We start from the raw sequence: 17916 nt of genomic DNA, 5'->3' as shown, positions 1-17916 counted from the left end.
CCCCATCATCCGAATCGAATCGAGGAAGCAAGACATGAGCTGGAACGTCCGCATCGGCATCAACCCCCTGTCGTGGATGAACGACGACCTGCCGTCGCTCGGCGGCGAGACGCCGCTCGAGACGGCGCTGAAGGAAGGCGCCGAAATCGGCTATGCGGGCTTCGAGCTCGGCAACAAGTTTCCGAAGACGGGCCCCGAACTGAAGGCGAAGCTCGCCGAATTCGGGCTCGTGTGCGTGTCGGGCTGGTATTCGGGCTTCCTCGCGGAAGTCGCGCCGGGCATGACCGACGCCGATGCCGTCGCGGCGGAGATCGAGCGCTGCCGCGCGCACATGACGAAGCTGCAATTCAACGACGTGACGGTCGTCGTGTACGGCGAATGCGCGGGCACGATCCAGGGCAACATCGACACGCCGGTCGCGAAGCGGCCGCGTTTCGTCGACGACGAAGCGTGGCGGCGCTACGCGGCGCGCCTCGACGCGTTCGGCGCGCATCTGCTCGACACCTACGGGATCCGGCTCGCCTACCATCACCACATGGGCGCGTACGTCGAGTCGCCGGACGACGTCGACCGGCTGATGGCGCTGACCGATCCCGCGAAGGTGTTCCTGCTGTTCGACACCGGCCACGCGTATTTCGGCGGCGCGGTCGACCCGGTGACGCTGCTGAAGAAGCACGTGTCGCGCGTGGCGCACGTGCATTGCAAGGACGTGCGGCCGCAGGTCGTCAACCAGGCGCGCAACGACGGCTGGAGCTTCCTGAACGGCGTGATCAACGGCACCTTCACGGTGCCGGGCGACGGCGCGCTCGACTACGACGCGACGCTGCGCACGCTGAAGGATGCCGGCTACGAGGGCTGGCTCGTCGTCGAGGCCGAGCAGGATCCGGCCGTCGCGCCGAGCTATGCGTATGCGAAGAAGGGCTACGAGTCGCTGCGCGCGATCGTCGACCGGTTGAGCGCGTGAGCTCGCGCGCAAGCGCCCGAGCATTCGCGTCCTACCCTATTGCGGAGACCCACTTCATGACGATTTCTCCCCTGCTGGTCAAGGCATCCGCCGACCGCGAAATCTGCAACGTCACGCCCGAATCGGCCGGCTGGAAGCACGTCGGCTTTCGCGCGCTGCGCCTGAAGGCCGGCGACGCCGAGACGCTCGACACGGGCACGCGCGAACTGTGCGTCGTCGTGCTGACGGGCACGGTGCGCGCGGACGTCGACGGCGAAACCTACGACGCGCTCGGCAAGCGCGACAGCGTGTTCGAAGACGTATCGCCGGACGCGCTGTACGTGCCGGGCGGCAAGCGCGTCACGCTGGTCGCGACGCGCGATGCGGAAGTCGCGCTGTGCACCGCGCCGTACGCGAGCGGCGACAAGCCCGTGCGGCGCCTCGACGGCGAACGGATGCGCCGCTCGGTGCGCGGGCAAGGCACCAACACGCGCTACGTATGCGACATCCTGATGGGCGACAACCCGGCCGCCGAGCGCCTCCTCGTCGTCGAAGTCGTCACGCCGGCCAGCCATTCGAGCAGCTATCCGCCGCACAAGCACGACCGCGACGCGGCGCCCGACGAAACCTCGCTCGAGGAAACCTATTACCACCGGATCGATCCGCCGCAGGGTTTCGCGTTCCAGCGCGTGTACACCGACGACCGCAGCCTCGACGAGGCGTGCGCGGTGGAGAACCACGACGTCGTGATGGTGCCGCGCGGCTACCACCCGGTCGTGGCTCCTCACGGCTACAACCTGTACTACCTGAACGTGATGGCCGGACCGAGCCGCGCGTGGGCGTTCAAGAACGACCCCGCGCACGAGTGGATGCTCGATGCGGCGCCGAAACGCTGACGTGCCGACGCGCCGAAGCACTGAACGGAACACGGGCCCGCGCGGCCCGTGACGATGCGACGCCCGGCACGCGTATCGAGCCGGCCACGCCACGGAGCCGCCATGGTGACGTCCCCCTTTCGCCTCGAACCCCACGCCTTCGACGACGATACGTCGACCCCGGCGCTGCCGCACTTCGATGCGGCCGTCGCGCGCCGCATGGGAGAAATCGCGGTCAACCTCGCGTCGCGACGCGGGCTGCCGATCGCGGTCGGCATCGTCGGCGAGCAGGCGCTGCTGTTCTACTGTGCGCTCGACGGCAGCGGTGCGCACGACGGCGATGCGATCCGCCGCCGGCAGAACACGGTCCTGCGTTTCGGCGAGAGTTCGCTCGCGGTCGGCGCGCGCTTTCGGCGTGCCGGCTGGTCGCTGCGGTCGCAGGGCCTGTCGGACGACGACTACGCACTCGACGGCGGCGGCGTGCCGTTGCGGATCGCCGGCGCCGGCATCGTCGGCGCGATGGCGATCGCGGGCCTCGGCGCCGAACGCGATCACGCGCTCGTCGTCGAATGCCTGCGATGGCACGTCGGCGCGAATGCGCTCGCGATGAGCGCGTAGCGGCGCGAACGGCGCACCCGCACCGCTCGCGCCGACCTGCGGACGATCAGTTCAACCCGCCGCTCACGACGAGGTGCTCGCCGGTCATCCAGCGTGCATCGTCCGATGCGAGGAACACGGCGACCGACGCGATGTCGTTCGGCTCGCCGAGGCGGCCGAGCGGCGTCTGGCCGCGCACCTGCGCTTCGAGATCGGAACCGATGATGCCCGCGCTGTGCGTGCCTTCGGTCACGATCATCCCCGGGTTGATCGCGTTCACGCGGATCTTGCGCGGGCCGAGTTCGAGCGCGAGCACGCCGGTGATCGCGTCGACCGCACCCTTCGTGCCGCTGTACACGGCGCTGGCGGGCGGCGTGATGCTGGTCACGACCGAGCTGATGTTGATGATGCTCGCGCCTTCGCCGAGATGCTTGACCGCCGCCTGCGTGGTCAGCAGCACGCCGAACACGTTCGTGTCGAACTGCCGGCGGTAGTGTTCCTCGGTGATCGCTTCGATCGGCGCGAATTCGTACACGCCGGAGTTGTTGACGAGCACGTCGAGACGACCATACGTTTCGATCGCGGTATCGACGATGCGTTGCGCGTCGGCTGCCTTCGACACGTCGCCGCCGACCGCGACCGCGCGGCCGCCCGCTTCCGTGATCGCGCTCACGACCGCATCCGCGCCTGCCTTGCTGCTCGCGTAGTTGACGACGACCGCTGCACCTTCGTCGGCCAATGCCTTCGCGATTGCCGCGCCGATGCCCTTCGATGCGCCCGTGACGATCGCTACCTTGCCTGTCAGCTTGCTCATGATTTCATTCCTCAGTCCGAAGACGTTCGATGGATGGCGCCGGTTGCCGCGACGATGCGTCGATGCGTCGATGCGTTGCGACGGCGACCGGCCTGACTGGCAATGTACGGTGCGGCGCCGCGACGATAAAGCGGCTCGACGCGAATTGACTGGCGGAGTTTGCCGAACAATCGACTGGATGCCGTCAGCCGGCGCTCAGCCACGCGCGTGCGACCTCGCCGCCCAGCCCGTCGAGCCCGCCGTCGTAGACGATCCGTCCGCGCCCCATTACCGCCGCGCGTCGCGCGAGCCGCGGCGTGAGCTGCAGCCGCTGCTCGATCAGCACGATCGACACGCCGTCGGCCTGCAGCGCGGCGAGGCACGCGCCGACTTCGTCGACCGCGAGCGGCGCGAGCCCTTCGGCCGGCTCGTCGACGATCAGCACGCGCGGCCGGCCGGCGAGTGCGCGCACCAGCGCGAGCACCTGCTGCTCGCCGCCCGACAGCCGCCCGGCTTTCACGTCCGCGCGCGCGGCCAGCAACGGAAAGCGCTCGAACAGGCGGTCGAGCGCCGCGCGTTCGATGGCGCCGCTCGCGCCGCGCAAACCGAGCCGCAGGTTGTCGCGCACGGTCAGCAGCGGAAACACGTCGCGGCTTTCGGCCACGTAAGCGACGCCGCGCCGCGCGATCTCGAACGTGCGCGCGCCCGCGCATTCGGCGCCGGCGATGCGCACCGAGCCGGCCGTGCGCACGAGCCCCATCACGGCCTTCGCGAGCGTCGAGCGCCCCGAGCCGTTGCGGCCGAGCAGCGCGAGCGTCTCGCCCGGCGCGAGCGCGAGATCGACGCCGTCGAGCACGGGCTGCACCCCGTACCACGCACGCAGCCCGCGAATCTCGAGCACGGCGCTCATGCCGCGCCCTCGCCCAGATAGGCGGCCCGCACGCGCGGATCGGCGCGGATCGCGTCGGGCGCGCCGGTCGCGACCACGGTGCCGCGCACGAGCACGGTGATGCGTTCGGCGAAACCGAACACCGCGTCCATGTCGTGCTCGATCATCAGCACGGTGCGGCCCTGCGTCGTCGCGCGGATCAGCGCGATCATCCGCGCCGCCTGCGCGCGGCTCATGCCGGCCGTGGGCTCGTCGAGCAGCAGCGTACGCGCGCCGCTCGCGAGCGCGATCCCGAGATCGAGCGCGCGCTGCTCCGCATAGCTCAGCGCGGCGGCCGGCGTGTCGCGCCGCGCATCGAGGCCGATGTCGTGCAGCACGCGCGCCGCCGCGCGATCGATCGACGCCGATTCGCGCAGCCGGTTCCACCAGCGCCGCCGTTCGGCCGGCGCGTGCAGCGCCGCGCAGCGCAGGTTGTCGAACACCGTCAGGCGCGCGAACGCGCTCGTCTGCTGGAAACTGCGGCCGATGCCGAGGCGGCTCGCGACGACCGGCCCGCGCCCGCGCAGCTCGACGCCGTGCAGCACGACGCGTCCGCGCGTCGGCCGCGTCGCCCCGGCGATCACGCCGAACAGCGTCGATTTGCCCGCGCCGTTCGGCCCGATCAGCGCGTGGCGCTCGCCTGCCGCGATGCTCAGGTCGACCCCGTCGAGCACGGTCTGCGCGCCGAAGCGCTGCACGACGCCGTGAAGCGCGATCGCGTTGCCGTTCATCGCGCGTCCTCCTGCATGGCCACCGCCGCGTCATGCGCGAGCCGCGCGCGCCAGCGCCACAGCAGCGTGCCGATGCCGGCCGCCGAGCACGCGACGGCCCAGCCGGCCGGCGTATCGGCGTCGATGTTCCACGCACCGAACGCGAAGCCCGTGCCGTCGTCCTGCGCGAAGCGCCATGCATAGCCGAGCTCGGCCGCGCAGACGATCGCGACGCCCCAGAACGCGCACGCACCGACGGCGCACAGCACGCGCCACCGCTCGACGGCCGGCGCGCCGCGCCGCAGCGTAGGCGCGAGCGAGCGCGCAATGCCCGCGATCCCGCCGGGCGCGGCGACGACGATCGCGACGAACAGCACGCCGAGATACAGCGCCCACGCGCGCGACACGCCCGCGACGACGATACTCAGCGCGGTCAGCACGGCCGCGCCGGCCGCCGGCCCGAAGAACGCGCCGGTGCCGCCGATCACCGCGGCGATCAGCACGGTCGCCGAGCGCGCCATCGACACGCTGTCGGGCGTCGCGATCTCGACGTCGATCAGCGTCAGCGTGCCGGCGATGCCCGCGAAGAACGATGCGCAGGTGACCATCGCGAGCCGCACGCGCCGCGGATCGGTGCCGAGCGCGGCGACGCGCGCCGGGTTGTCGCGCACCGCGTTCGCGAGGCGCGCGAGCGGCGTGCGCGTCAGCGCATGCATCGCCCACGCCGACACGATGCACCACGCGGCGATCAACGCATACGCGTGCGTCGGCGCGCCGAAATGCGCGTTGCCCCACGGCGCACCGCTCGCGCGATCGATCGGCACGCCGCCGAGGCCGCCGAACCACGCGGGCACGCTCCACGCGGCGGCCGCGACGCATTCGCCGAGGCCGAGCGTGATCATCGCGAACGCGGTGCCGGAACGGCGCGTCGCCAGCAGCCCGGCGACGAACCCGAAGCCCGCGCCGGCCGCGCCGCCGACGAGCGGCAACAGCGGCAGCGGTCCGCCGATATGGTTGAACCAGTGGGCGGCCGCGAACGCGCCGAGGCCCGCGAATGCCGCATGCCCGAACGACAGCAGCCCGGTCGTGCCGAGCTGCAGGTTGTACGACAGCGCGAGCACGACGAGCGCGGCCGTCTGCGCGAGATAGCCGAGCACCGCGCCATGCGGCCACAGCCATGCGGGCAGCGCGACGCACGCGGCGAACAGCGCCCAGCGCACGCATCCGGCCAGTGCGCGGCTACGCATCGGCACGCTCGCCGAACAACCCGCGCGGCCGCGCGACCAGGACCGCGACGAGCAGCAGGTACGGCACCAGCGGCGCCAGTTGCGCGATCGACACGGTGGCCACGCTGTCGGGCAGCGCGATGCCCGTCCATGCCGCGAGGTCGCGCAGCGACGTGTCGCTCGCCGCCGCGAAGGTCTGCGCGAAGCCGACCGCGAGCGACGCGACGAACGCGCCGCCGAGCGAGCCGAGCCCGCCGATCACGACCACCGCGAACACGACCGATCCGACGGTTTCAGCCAGCGCGGGCTCGATCACCGCGAGCGGCGCGCCGATCACGCCGGCCAGCGCCGCGAGCGCGGTGCCCGCGCCGAACAGCGCCGTCATCACACGCGGCACGTCGTAGCCGAGCGCCTCGACCGCCGCGCGATGCGTGAGCGCCGCGCGCACGACGAGCCCGAGGCGCGACGCGCGCAGCAGCCCGCCGAGCACGACCAGCATCGTTGCGGACATCGCCATCATGAACAGCCGGTAACGCGGCAACGCGAGACCGAACACGATCACGGGCGCGCCGTCGAACAGCGGCGGCACGGGCGCCGGCAGCGGCGCGAGACCCCATGCGAGTTTCGTGCCCTCGCCAATCAGGTACGCGAGACCGAAGGTCAACAGCAGTTCGCTCGTATGGCCGCGCGCCTGCACGCGGCGCAGCAGCGCGCGTTCGCAGCCGGCGCCGAGCAGCCCGACGGCCAGCGGCGCGAACACGAGCGCGGGCCAGAAGCCCGCCGAGGCCGCGATGCCGTAGCCGACATACGCGCCGAGCATGTAGAAGCTCGCATGGGCGAAGTTGAGCACGCCCTGCACGCTGAAGATCAGCGTGAGGCCGGCCGACAGCATGAACAGCAGCAAGCCGTAGCTGAGGCCGTTGAACGCCTGGAGCGCGAACGCGTGCACCGCGTATCGTCAGGCGGCGAGCGGTTCGAGCGCGGCGCGCAGCGCATCGGGCAGCGGCACCGGGCGGCGCGTGCCGCGATCGACGTACACGTGCACGAAATGCCCCTGTGCGGCGGGCGCCGCATCGCCTCGGGCGAACAGCCCGACCTCATAGCGCACGCTCGACGTGCCGAGCTTCACGACGCGCAGGCCCGCGTCGACCAATTGCGGAAACACGAGCGGCGCGAAGTAGTTGCATTGCGTCTCGACGACGAGCCCGATCGTCTGCCCATGCTCGACGTCGAGCACGCCCGCACGGATCAGGTACTCGTTCACGACGGTGTCGAAGTAACTGTAGTAGACGACGTTGTTCACGTGCCCGTAGACGTCGTTGTCCATCCAGCGGGTCGTGATCGGCAGGAAGTGGCGATAGGCGTCGCGCGGACGCGGCTGCGGCTTGTCGGACATGGCGATGGCGGTCAGGACGATGGGAGCGAAGGGAACGACGGGGACGGCGCGTGACGGCCGCACGACGCGGCGCGCCGGCCGGCGACGAAGCGCCGCGACGCGCGCACCACGGCGGACGGCATGCTGCGGGCAGGCCGGCGCGTCACTGCCCCGGCCGGTCGACGAATTCGAAATCGAGGCCGCGCGCGCGCATCCAGTCGGCGAGCGCGACGCCCGTGCCGGCGCGCCACGGGCGCAGCAGCGGCGGATCGACGAGCTTGTATTCGAGCAGTTCCGGCGACAGCGACACCGTGCCCGACGCCCGCACGTGGTACGCGATGATCAGCTCGTTCTTGCGCATGAATTCGTACACGCCGACGAGCGATACGTGCTCGGCCTTCAGCGCGGTTTCCTCGAATACCTCGCGCGCGATGCCGTCCTCGGGCGTCTCGCCGTTTTCGAGAAAGCCGGTGATCAGCGCGAACATCCCTTCGGGCCACGCCGCGTTGCGCGCGAGCAGGACCTTGCCGTCGAGTTCGACGATCGCGGCGACGACGGGCAGCGGGTTGTTCCAGTGCACGTAGCCGCAGGATTCGTCGGGGCAGGCCTGGCGGATGCGGCCGCCCTCATGGTCGGGATCGGCCCGCTCGGTCAGCGGGCTCGCGCAGCGCGGGCAAAAGCGGTAGTCGGCGGTGGTCATCGATGGCAATCTGGCGAGCGCCGGACGGCCGTGTGCCGGCTGCCCGCGCACCCGCTCGGCGCGGGAAAGGCTTCATTCTAGCGAGTTTGCCCGCGCCCGAGACGATCCGGCCCCACCGGCGTCAGGGCGACCGGCGCCCGCGTGCGGCGGTCGCCGCGAAGCCGGCGGCGCCGATCAGCAGCGCGGCCGCCGCGACCCACAGCGCGGGCGTAAACGACCCGAAGCGCGCGGCGAGCGGCGCCGCGACGAGCGGCCCGAGTATCTGCCCGACGCCGTACGATGCGGTCGCATAGCCCATCAGCCCGGCCGCACGCTCGCCGTGCAGGCGCCGCGCCTCGCGCATCGCGAACAGCGTGATCGCGGTGAACGGCAGGCCGAGCAGCGCGCTGCCGATCGAGAAGCCGGCCGCGTTCGGCCATACGATTCCGGCCGCGATGCCGAGCGCCTGCGTCGCGCAGCCGGCCGCAAGCAGCAGCCGGTTGTCCCAGTGCCCGGGCAGCCGCGCGGCGGTGATCGCGCCGACGATCAGCGCCGCGCCGAACATCGGCCAGAACAGGTCGGGCCACGGCGAACCGGCCGGCAGCGCGGCGCGCGCGATCACCGGCAGGAACGTCGCGGTGACGATGTAGCCGAAGCCCGGCGCGCCGTACAGCACGACGAGCCACGCGGCGTCCGCGCGACGGCTGCGCGTGGCCGCCCGTGCCGCCCGTGCCGCCAGGGTGGCGGGCGCCCCGGCGGCCGGCGGCGCTGCCTGCGCGTGCGCCGAGGTCGAGGTCGAGGTCGAGGCCGAAGCCGAAGCCGAAGCCGAAGCCGGCGCCGCACCGAACGCGCGCCAGATCGCGACCGACAGGACGGCCGACAACGCCGCGAAACCGAGCCAGCCCACCACCGCACGCTGGCCGGCCAGCGCACTGCCGATCAGCCCCGTCACGACGATGCCGACACCCGGCCCCGCGTAGATCACCCCGCTCCATTCGGGCGCACTCAGTTCGGCCAGGCGCCGCAATCCCCATTGCGACATGAACACGAACGTCCATGCGCTGACGACGCCCGCGACGAAACGCACGACGAGCCACGCCGGCAGCCAGTGACCGGCCCCCATCGCGGCGGTCAGGAGCACGGTCGCGACGAGCCCGACACGCACCATCCGCGCGGGCGCGACGCGCAGCGCCGCGCAACTGAGCGCCCCGACGAAGTAGCCCGCGTAGTTCGCCGACGCGAGCCAGCTGCCTGCTTTCAGGCCGATCGAGCCGTCCGCGAGCATCAACGGCAACAGCGGCGTGAACGCGAAACGACCGACGCCGAGCACGACGGTCAGGCCGATCATGCAGGCGAGCGCGGCCGCGCGGGCGCGGCGGTCGGCGCGGTCGGGCGAAAGCACGCGGGCGGCGGCGGTCGGGACATCGAAGCGGGACATGGCGACATGGGCCGACGCGTCGCGCGCCGGCCGCATCGGGAATCGGAACGTCTCCATCCTAGCTTGACCGAACGTTCTCTAAAAATGAATAATTGAGAATCAAGTCATCCCATGGAGAGAATCATGGACCTGGCGGCGCTGGCGATCTTCCGGGCGGTGGTGCGCGAGAACGGCGTGACGCGCGCGGCGGCCAAGCTCAATCGCGTGCAGTCGAACGTCACGACGCGCATCAAGCAGCTGGAGGAGGAACTCGGCGCGGCGCTGTTCGTGCGCGACGGCCGCCGGCTCGTGCTGACGCCGGCCGGGCATACGCTGCTGCCGTATGCGGAGCGCCTGCTCGCGCTCGCCGACGAGGCGCGCGATGCGGTGCGCGAGGACACGCCGCGCGGCCGGCTGCGGCTCGGCACGATGGAAAGCACGGCCGCGAGCCGGCTGCCGACCCTCCTCGCGCGCTACCACCATGCATGGCCCGACGTATCGCTCGAACTGCTGACGGGCACGACGGGCTGCCTGATCGACCGCGTGCGCGACTTCGAAATCGACGCCGCGCTGTTCGCGCGCCCGCCCGAGCCGGACACGCTGCCCGACACGTTCGAGACGGTGCCGATCTTCCGCGAGGACCTCGTGCTGCTCACCCCGCGCGGCCATCCGCCGGTGCGCACGCCGCGCGACGTGCTCCTGCCGACGCTGGTCGCGTTCGAGCGCGGCTGCGCGTATCGCAAGTACGTCGAGCAATGGTACGCGGCGCACGGCGCGAAGCCGGCGCGCGTGCTCGAGCTCGGCTCGTATCACGCGATCGTCGCGTGCGTCGCGGCCGGCGCGGGCATCGCGGTCGCGCCGCGTTCGGTGCTGAATCTGCAGCCCGAGCCCGGCAACATCGCCGCGCACACGATTCCCGAACTGGAAGGCATCGACACGCTGCTCGCGTGGCGGCACGGTTATGCGTCGGCGGCGCTCGCCGCGCTGCGCGATGCGCTCACCGACGCCGCGCGACAGCCCGGCGACGCGGCGAAGCCGACCGCGACCGTGCCGGCCTGACCGGGCTCGCGCGTCGCCGCATCGAGCGACGCGCCGGTACGGCACAAACGAAACGACCCGACCGGCACCGCTGCCGATCGGGTCGTTTTTCGCTTCACGCGATGCCGTCGGTACGACGACGTCGCGTCGGTCGTACAACGATCAGAGCCGTTCTTCGACCCAGCCCTTCACGCCGGCCAGCGCGCCCGGCAGGTTCGCCGGCTCGGTGCCGCCTGCCTGCGCCATGTCCGGACGGCCGCCGCCCTTGCCGCCGACCTGCTGCGCGACGAAGTTCACGAGCTCGCCGGCCTTGACCTTCTTGCTCGCATCCGGCGTGACGCCCGCGATCAGGCTGACCTTGCCGCCTTCGACGGCCGCCAGCACGATCGCCGCGTTCTTCAGCTTGTCCTTCAGCTTGTCGACCGTTTCGCGCAGCGTCTTCGCGTCCGCGCCGTCGAGCGTCGCGGCCAGCACGTACACGCCGCCGACTTCGACGGCCTGCTGCGCGAGCTCGTCGCCCTGGCTCGACGCGAGCTTCGACTTCAGCGCGCCCAGTTCCTTCTCGAGCGACTTCACCTGGTCCTGCACCTGCGCGATGCGCTGCGTGAGTTCCGACGGCTGCGCCTTCAGCGCCGCTGCCGCTTCGTTCACACGCGCGTCGAGCTCCTGCACGTAGCGCACCGCGTTGTCGCCGGTGATCGCCTCGACGCGGCGGATGCCGGCCGCGACGCCGCCTTCCATCACGATCTTGAACAGGCCGATGTCGCCGGTGCGGTGCACGTGCGTGCCGCCGCACAGTTCGCGCGAGAAGCCGAGGTCGAGCACGCGCACTTCGTCGCCGTACTTCTCGCCGAACAGCGCCATCGCGCCGCCCTTCACCGCTTCGTCGTACGGCATCACGCGCACGATGCCCGGCGCGTTCGCGAGGATTTCGGCGTTGACGATCTGCTCGACGCGACGGATCTCGTCGTCGGTCATCGGCGCGTTGTGCGCGAAGTCGAAACGGGTCTTGTCCGCGTCGACGAGCGAACCCTTCTGCTGCACGTGCGCGCCGAGCACTTCGCGCAGCGCCTTGTGCATCAGGTGCGTGGCCGAGTGGTTGCGCTGCGTGCGCGCGCGGCGCTGCGCGTCGATTTCCGCGCGCAGCACGTCGCCGACCTTGAGCGTGCCCTGCTCCAGCGTGCCGTGGTGGCCGATCACGTCGGCCTGCACCTTCAGCGTGTCGGCCACCGCGAAGCGCGTCGATGCGTTCGCGAGCACGCCCTGGTCGCCGACCTGGCCGCCCGATTCCGCGTAGAACGGCGTGTGATCGAGCACGACGACCGCATCCTGGCCGGCCTTCACTTCGTTGACGGCCGAACCGTCGACGTACAGCGCGACGACCTTCGCGTCGTCGAACGCGATTTCCTCGTAACCGTGGAACGTGGTCTTCGCGCCCGAGTATTCGAGGCCCTGCGTCGCCTTGAACTTGCCGGCCGCGCGCGCCTGCTCGCGCTGGCGCGCCATCGCGTCGTCGAATGCCGGCTCGTCGACCGTCATCCCGCGCTCGCGGCACACGTCGGCCGTCAGATCCAGCGGGAAGCCGTACGTGTCGTGCAGCTTGAACGCGAGTTCGCCGTCGAGCACCTTGCCGCCCTTCGCGTCGACGTCGGCGAGCGCGGCCTCGAGGATCGACATGCCGTGCTCGATCGTTTCGAAGAAGCGCTCCTCTTCCTGGCGCAGCACGTCGGTCACGCGCTGTTCGGCTTCCTTCAGCTCCGGATAGGCCGTGCCCATCTCGGCGACGAGGTCGGCCACCAGCTTGTGGAAGAACGCGCCCTTGCGGCCCAGCTTGTAGCCGTGGCGGATCGCGCGGCGCACGATCCGGCGCAGCACGTAGCCGCGGCCTTCGTTGCCGGGGATCACGCCGTCGACGATCAGGAACGAGCACGCGCGGATGTGATCGGCGATCACCTTCAGCGAGTTGTTCGTGAGGTCGCTGATCTCGGTCACGCGCGCGGCGGCCTTGATCAGGTTCTGGAACAGGTCGATCTCGTAGTTGCTGTGCACGTGCTGCAGCACCGCGGCGAGACGTTCGAGGCCCATGCCGGTGTCGACCGACTGCTTCGGCAGGCGCGTCATGTTGCCCTGCGCGTCGCGGTTGAACTGCATGAACACGAGGTTCCAGATCTCGATGTAGCGGTCGCCGTCTTCTTCGGGCGACCCCGGCGGCCCGCCCCACACGTCCGGGCCGTGGTCGTAGAAGATCTCGGTACACGGGCCGCACGGGCCGGTGTCGCCCATCGTCCAGAAGTTGTCCGACGCGTAGCGCGCGCCCTTGTTGTCACCGATCCGGATGATCCGCTCGGTCGGCACGCCGACTTCCTTCGCCCAGATGTCGTACGCTTCGTCGTCTTCCTGGTAGACGGTGACCCACAGTTTTTCCTTCGGCAGCTGGTAGACCGTGGTCAGCAGCTCCCACGCGAACTTGATCGCGTCGTGCTTGAAGTAGTCGCCGAACGAGAAATTGCCGAGCATCTCGAAGAACGTGTGGTGGCGCGCCGTGTAGCCGACGTTCTCGAGGTCGTTGTGCTTGCCGCCCGCGCGCACACTGCGCTGCGCGGTGGTGGCGCGCGAGTACGGGCGCGGGTCCGTGCCGAGGAAGACGTCCTTGAACTGGACCATGCCCGAGTTCGTGAACATCAGCGTGGGATCGTTACCGGGCACGAGGCTCGACGAGCGGACGATCGTGTGGCCCTTCGATTCGAAGAATTTGAGGAATTTCTCGCGGATTTCGGCAGCTTTCATGGCGTGCGGGGACAGTCTGGCAAAGACGGCTTCAAACGCCGGCGCCCCAGGCGGGGCGCGCGGCGGCATGGATTCGGAAACGATCGATTATACGATACAGACCGCCCGCCCAAGCGGCAGCGGCCCGCTGCGCCGGACGACCGGCCTGGGCCACCGGCGCGGCCGATTCGCCTTAAGATGCTCGGCATGCCAATCGGCCGTGCCCGGCAAGGCAGGCCAGCCATGAAAGGAGACGTTTCGACGATGGGTGCCCTGAGCCATATCCGCGTGCTGGATCTCACCCGTGTACTCGCGGGCCCGTGGTGCGCGCAGACCCTTGCCGATTTCGGCGCGGACGTGATCAAGGTCGAGCGCCCGGGCGCCGGCGACGACACGCGCCACTGGGGCCCGCCGTACCTGAAGGACGCGGACGGCGCGGATACCGCCGAGGCCGCGTACTACCTCGCGGCGAATCGCAACAAGCGCTCGGTGACGATCGACATCGCGACGCCGGAGGGCCAGCAGATCGTGCGCGAGCTCGCCGCGCAAAGCGACGTCGTGCTCGAGAACTACAAGGTCGGCCAGCTGAAGAAATACGGGCTCGACTACGACGCGCTGCGCGCGGTGAAGCCGGATCTCGTCTACTGCTCGGTCACCGGCTTCGGCCAGACCGGCCCGTATGCGCATCGCGCGGGCTACGATTTCATCGTGCAGGGCATCGGCGGCTTCATGAGCATCACCGGCGAACGCGACGGCGAGCCGGGCGGCGGCCCGCAGAAGGCCGGCGTCGCGATCGCCGATCTCGCGACCGGCCTCTATTCGACGATCGCCGTGCTCGCCGCGCTCGCGCACCGCGACCGCACGGGCGAAGGTCAGTACATCGACATGGCGCTGCTCGACGTGCAGGTCGCGCTGCTCGCGAACATGAACACCAACTTCCTCGCGAGCGGCAAGCCGCCGGTGCGCTGGGGCAACGCGCATCCGAACATCGTGCCGTACCAGACGTTCCAGACGCGCGACGGCTGGATCATCGTCGCGGTCGGCAACGACGGGCAGTTCCGCAAGTTCGTCGAGGCCGGCGGGCGGTCCGAGCTGGCCGACGACGAGCGCTTCGCGACGAATCCGTCGCGCGTGCGCCATCGCGACACGCTGGTGCCGATCCTCGCGGAGATGGTGAAGGCGCGCGACAAGGCCGACTGGATCGGCGCGCTCGAAGCGGCCGGCGTGCCGTGCGGGCCGATCAACGATCTCGACGAGGTGTTCGACAACGAGCAGGTGGTCGCGCGCGGGATGCAGGTGTCGCTGCCGCACCCGTGCGGCGCGGAGGTAAAGCTCGTGCGCAACCCGATCCGGATGAGCGCGACGCCGCCCGACGCGCGCACGGCCCCGCCGCTGCTCGGCGCGCAGACGGACGACGTGCTGCGCGACATGCTCGGCTACGACGACGAGCGGATCGCGGCGTTGAAGGCGAAACAGGCGATCTGACGCGGTTCGGGTGACGGCGTCGCGGCGGCGCACCGGATGACGACGATCGGATCAGACGGCCGCGACTCGCGCACGACGAGCAGACGCACTAACGTGCGAGCGCATCGAGCCAGCCGCGCGCTTGCGGCCAGTCGCCGAGCCCGCTGTCGGCGTTGATGTGGCCGCGCGGGCCGAGGTCGTGGAACGTGCTGCCCCACGCGTTCGCGCAGCCGCGCGCGAAGGCGAGCGAACCGTACGGATCGTCGCTGCTTGCGACGACGCAGGTCGGAAACGGCAACCGCTCGTGCGGCACCGGGCCGAAGCCGTGCGCGTCGGCCGGAAACGCCGGCCCGGCGGGATCGGGCAGCGCGACCAGCAGCGCGCCGCGCACTTTCGCGAGCGCGGCCGGCCGCGCGTAGCGGGTCGCCCACCATGCGGCGGTCAGCGTGCCGAGACTATGGCCGGCGATCAGCACCGGCCCGCGCGCGGCTTCGACCGCCCGGTCGAGCGCGAGACACCAGCCGTTGCGGAATGCCCGCTCCCAGTCGGGCATCGCGACGCGCACGAAACGCGCGTCGGCGCGCTCCCAGCGGCTTTGCCAGTGGAACGGGCCGGAGTTGCCGTAGCCCGGCAGCACGAATACGAGGGGGTCGCTCATGAGAGGATTCGTCGGCGCATGAAGTCGTTATGTGGCGTCGACGAAGTGTCGCACACCCGTTCCTCCCTGATGTTGCCTGTCGAAAAACGGAAGGGGTGTGCGGGCGGGCCGTTACGCGTACGGAACGGCATCACGCCCGGCCGGCGAGCGCGCGAGCCGGCGAGGCCCGCACGCGCCGGCGTGAATCAGCGTACGCCGGCGCCGACCAGGCCGCCTGCCGCCGCCCCGGCGACCGTGCCGACCGGCCCGCCCGTGATCAGGTAACCGAGCGCGCCGCCTGCGGCCGCGCCGATACCGGCATTGCGCTGCGTATGCGTCATCGCGCATGCGCCGAGTTGCGACAGGGCCGCGACGATCACCGCGGTACGAACGAGAAAAGTGGTCTTCTTCATCATGATTATTGGCGTCCTCCCGCCACGCAAAAATCGCGAATGGCGGCATTGAATCGGTAACGCCATCATAGGAAAAGCCGAATGGCACCGGCAATCCGATTTACGTCGTGTTACAGCCGACACACACTCGATATATTGCGGTACGCATCGCGAACGCGCGTCGCCCGACCGGCAGGCCGCGCGGGACGGACCCCGGTCAGGTAGAATTACAGGATTAAACCGGCGCGACGCGCCGACACAACCCTGACGCCAACCGCATGAGCACCGAACGCAACGACGCCCCCGCGGCTTCCAATTTCATCCGCAACATCATCGACGACGACAACCGCACCGGCAAATGGGGCGGCCGCGTCGAGACGCGCTTCCCGCCCGAGCCGAACGGCTATCTGCACATCGGTCACGCGAAGAGCATCTGCCTGAACTTCAGTGTCGCGCGCGACTACGGCGGCGTGTGCCACCTGCGCTTCGACGACACGAACCCGGAAAAGGAAAGCGTCGAATACGTCGACTCGATCGTCGACGCGGTGCGCTGGCTCGGCTTCGACTGGCGCAAGGACGCGGTCGATCATCAGTATTTCGCGAGCGACTACTACGACAAGCTGTACGAATTCGCCGAGCTGCTGATCCAGCGCGGCAAGGCGTACGTCGACAGCCAGAGCGCCGACGAAATGCGCGCGAACCGCGGCTCGCTGACCGAAGGCGGCAAGCCGTCGCCGTTCCGCGACCGCTCGCCCGAGGAAAACCTCGACCTGTTCCGCCGGATGAAGGCCGGCGAGTTCAAGGAAGGCGAGCACGTGCTGCGCGCGAAGATCGACATGGCTTCGCCGAACATGAACATGCGCGACCCGGTGATCTACCGGATCCGCTACGCGCACCACTACCGCACCGGCGACGCCTGGTGCGTGTATCCGATGTACGACTACACGCACTGCATCTCGGATGCGCTCGAAGGCATCACGCATTCGCTGTGCACGCTCGAGTTCGAGGATCACCGCCCGCTGTACGACTGGGTGCTGAACGAACTCGCGGAAGCCGGCGTGTTCACGCGCCCGCTGCCGCAGCAGATCGAATTCTCGCGGCTGAACCTGACTTACGCGATCACCAGCAAGCGCAAGCTGCTGCAGCTCGTCACCGAAGGCCACGTCGACGGCTGGGACGACCCGCGCATGCCGACGATCGTCGGCATTCGCCGCCGCGGTTTCACGCCGGAGAGCATCCGCCTGTTCTGCGAGCGGATCGGCGTGACGAAGATCGATTCGTGGATCGACATGAGCATCTTCGAAGGCGCGCTGCGCGACGACCTCGACGAAAAGGCCGCGCGTACGGTCGCGGTGCTCGATCCGCTGAAGCTCGTGATCGACAACTATCCGGAAGACCTCGAGGAAGCCTGCACGGCGCCCGTGCATCCGCATCATCCGGACCGCGGCGTGCGCACGTTCCCGATCTCGCGCGAACTGTGGATCGAGCGCGAGGATTTCGTCGAGAATCCGCCGAAGGGCTATTTCCGCCTGTTCCCGGGCAACAAGGTGCGCCTGCGCTACGGCTACGTGATCGAATGCACGGGCTTCGACAAGGACGCCGACGGCAACGTGACGGCCGTGCACTGCAACTACTTCCCGGACAGCAAGTCGGGCACCGAAGGCGCGAACACGTACAAGGTCAAGGGCAACATCCACTGGGTCAGCGCGAAGCACGCGCAGCCGGCCGAAGTGCGGATCTACGATCGCCTGTTCAAGGAACCGCATCCGGACGCAGGCGGCGCGAACTTCCTCGACGCGCTGAACCCCGATTCGAAGAAGATCGTGCAGGCGTACCTCGAGCCGGGCAACGGCGACGTCGCGCCGGAAACGCGCCTGCAGTTCGAGCGCCACGGCTACTTCGTTGCAGACCGTGTCGATTCGAAGCCGGGCAAGCCGGTGTTCAACCGGATCGTCGGGCTGCGCGACAGCTGGGGCAAGCCGGCCTGACGGCCCTGCTCCGCGCGGCGAGCGTGCGGCTTCGCAAGCCGCCGCTGCCTGCCCATGAAAAAAACCGGCCTTGGAGCCGGTTTTTTCA

Annotated in this window: 17 protein-coding genes; 6 read left to right on the top strand and 11 right to left on the bottom strand. The window is 69.9% G+C overall.

Annotated elements, in window-relative coordinates; all coding sequences use genetic code 11:
• Window positions 1-34 precede the first annotated feature (34 nt).
• From iolE to WS54_RS20280, 3 genes are all read left to right on the top strand, one after another.
• Window positions 35-964 (top strand): myo-inosose-2 dehydratase, encoded by a 930-nt coding sequence (gene iolE / locus WS54_RS20290; RefSeq protein WP_059780238.1) that lies wholly within the window; start codon window positions 35-37, stop codon window positions 962-964.
• A gap of 56 nt (window positions 965-1020) precedes the next feature.
• Window positions 1021-1839, top strand: coding sequence for a 5-deoxy-glucuronate isomerase (gene iolB, locus WS54_RS20285; protein ID WP_059505638.1), 819 nt, complete (start codon window positions 1021-1023; stop codon window positions 1837-1839).
• A gap of 102 nt (window positions 1840-1941) precedes the next feature.
• Entirely contained in the window at window positions 1942-2436 is a 495-nt protein-coding gene (locus tag WS54_RS20280; protein ID WP_059780237.1) for a heme-degrading domain-containing protein, read from the top strand.
• 46 nt (window positions 2437-2482) lie between these two features.
• Here WS54_RS20280 and WS54_RS20275 read toward each other — a convergent pair whose 3' ends face one another.
• The 8 genes from WS54_RS20275 to WS54_RS20240 form a co-directional block, all read right to left on the bottom strand.
• Window positions 2483-3229, bottom strand: coding sequence for an SDR family NAD(P)-dependent oxidoreductase (locus WS54_RS20275; protein WP_034207058.1), 747 nt, complete (start codon window positions 3227-3229; stop codon window positions 2483-2485).
• A gap of 184 nt (window positions 3230-3413) precedes the next feature.
• A complete protein-coding gene (locus tag WS54_RS20270) occupies window positions 3414-4118 on the bottom strand; it encodes an ABC transporter ATP-binding protein (RefSeq protein WP_059780236.1) in 705 nt (234 codons plus the stop codon).
• Window positions 4115-4867: an ABC transporter ATP-binding protein gene (locus tag WS54_RS20265; RefSeq protein WP_059780235.1), complete on the bottom strand. Its 753-nt coding sequence runs from the start codon at window positions 4865-4867 to the stop codon at window positions 4115-4117. The genes WS54_RS20270 and WS54_RS20265 overlap by 4 nt, the downstream gene beginning before the upstream one ends.
• Entirely contained in the window at window positions 4864-6093 is a 1230-nt protein-coding gene (locus tag WS54_RS20260) for a branched-chain amino acid ABC transporter permease (protein WP_059780234.1), read from the bottom strand. The genes WS54_RS20265 and WS54_RS20260 overlap by 4 nt, the downstream gene beginning before the upstream one ends.
• A complete protein-coding gene (locus WS54_RS20255; protein WP_059780233.1) occupies window positions 6086-7021 on the bottom strand; it encodes a branched-chain amino acid ABC transporter permease in 936 nt (311 codons plus the stop codon). The genes WS54_RS20260 and WS54_RS20255 overlap by 8 nt, the downstream gene beginning before the upstream one ends.
• Before the next feature lie 9 nt (window positions 7022-7030).
• The gene (locus WS54_RS20250) at window positions 7031-7468 is read right to left on the bottom strand and encodes an acyl-CoA thioesterase (RefSeq protein WP_059780232.1); all 438 of its coding nucleotides are present in this window, start codon (window positions 7466-7468) and stop codon (window positions 7031-7033) included.
• 142 nt (window positions 7469-7610) lie between these two features.
• Window positions 7611-8147 (bottom strand): NUDIX domain-containing protein, encoded by a 537-nt coding sequence (locus tag WS54_RS20245; protein WP_059780231.1) that lies wholly within the window; start codon window positions 8145-8147, stop codon window positions 7611-7613.
• 121 nt (window positions 8148-8268) lie between these two features.
• Window positions 8269-9564, bottom strand: a complete 1296-nt coding sequence (locus tag WS54_RS20240; RefSeq protein ID WP_059780263.1) for a YbfB/YjiJ family MFS transporter — start codon at window positions 9562-9564, stop codon at window positions 8269-8271.
• A gap of 123 nt (window positions 9565-9687) precedes the next feature.
• Here WS54_RS20240 and WS54_RS20235 point away from each other — a divergent pair, with 123 nt between their 5' ends.
• On the top strand, window positions 9688-10602 hold the full coding sequence (locus tag WS54_RS20235; protein WP_059780230.1) for a LysR family transcriptional regulator: 915 nt from the start codon (window positions 9688-9690) through the stop codon (window positions 10600-10602).
• 141 nt (window positions 10603-10743) lie between these two features.
• On the opposite strand, the gene alaS is transcribed toward WS54_RS20235, so the two are convergent.
• Window positions 10744-13368, bottom strand: coding sequence for an alanine--tRNA ligase (gene alaS / locus WS54_RS20230; RefSeq protein WP_059780229.1), 2625 nt, complete (start codon window positions 13366-13368; stop codon window positions 10744-10746).
• A gap of 243 nt (window positions 13369-13611) precedes the next feature.
• Here alaS and WS54_RS20220 point away from each other — a divergent pair, with 243 nt between their 5' ends.
• Window positions 13612-14832 carry a CaiB/BaiF CoA transferase family protein gene (locus WS54_RS20220; RefSeq protein ID WP_034207048.1) on the top strand — a complete coding sequence of 407 codons (1221 nt, stop codon included), beginning with the start codon at window positions 13612-13614 and terminating at the stop codon, window positions 14830-14832.
• Window positions 14833-14920: 88 nt separating this feature from the next.
• Here WS54_RS20220 and WS54_RS20215 read toward each other — a convergent pair whose 3' ends face one another.
• Both WS54_RS20215 and WS54_RS20210 read right to left on the bottom strand, forming a co-directional pair.
• Window positions 14921-15469, bottom strand: a complete 549-nt coding sequence (locus tag WS54_RS20215; RefSeq protein WP_059780228.1) for an RBBP9/YdeN family alpha/beta hydrolase — start codon at window positions 15467-15469, stop codon at window positions 14921-14923.
• A 185-nt stretch (window positions 15470-15654) separates the two neighbouring features.
• On the bottom strand, window positions 15655-15864 hold the full coding sequence (locus WS54_RS20210) for an ornithine acetyltransferase (RefSeq protein ID WP_006497729.1): 210 nt from the start codon (window positions 15862-15864) through the stop codon (window positions 15655-15657).
• Between the two features lie 254 nt (window positions 15865-16118).
• Here WS54_RS20210 and WS54_RS20205 point away from each other — a divergent pair, with 254 nt between their 5' ends.
• Window positions 16119-17828, top strand: coding sequence for a glutamine--tRNA ligase/YqeY domain fusion protein (locus WS54_RS20205; protein WP_034207046.1), 1710 nt, complete (start codon window positions 16119-16121; stop codon window positions 17826-17828).
• The last annotated feature ends 88 nt before the right edge of the window (window positions 17829-17916 follow it).

Source organism: Burkholderia sp. NRF60-BP8, from assembly GCF_001522585.2.
GTDB lineage: Bacteria > Pseudomonadota > Gammaproteobacteria > Burkholderiales > Burkholderiaceae > Burkholderia.
This window is presented reverse-complemented; position numbering and strand designations above follow the sequence as displayed.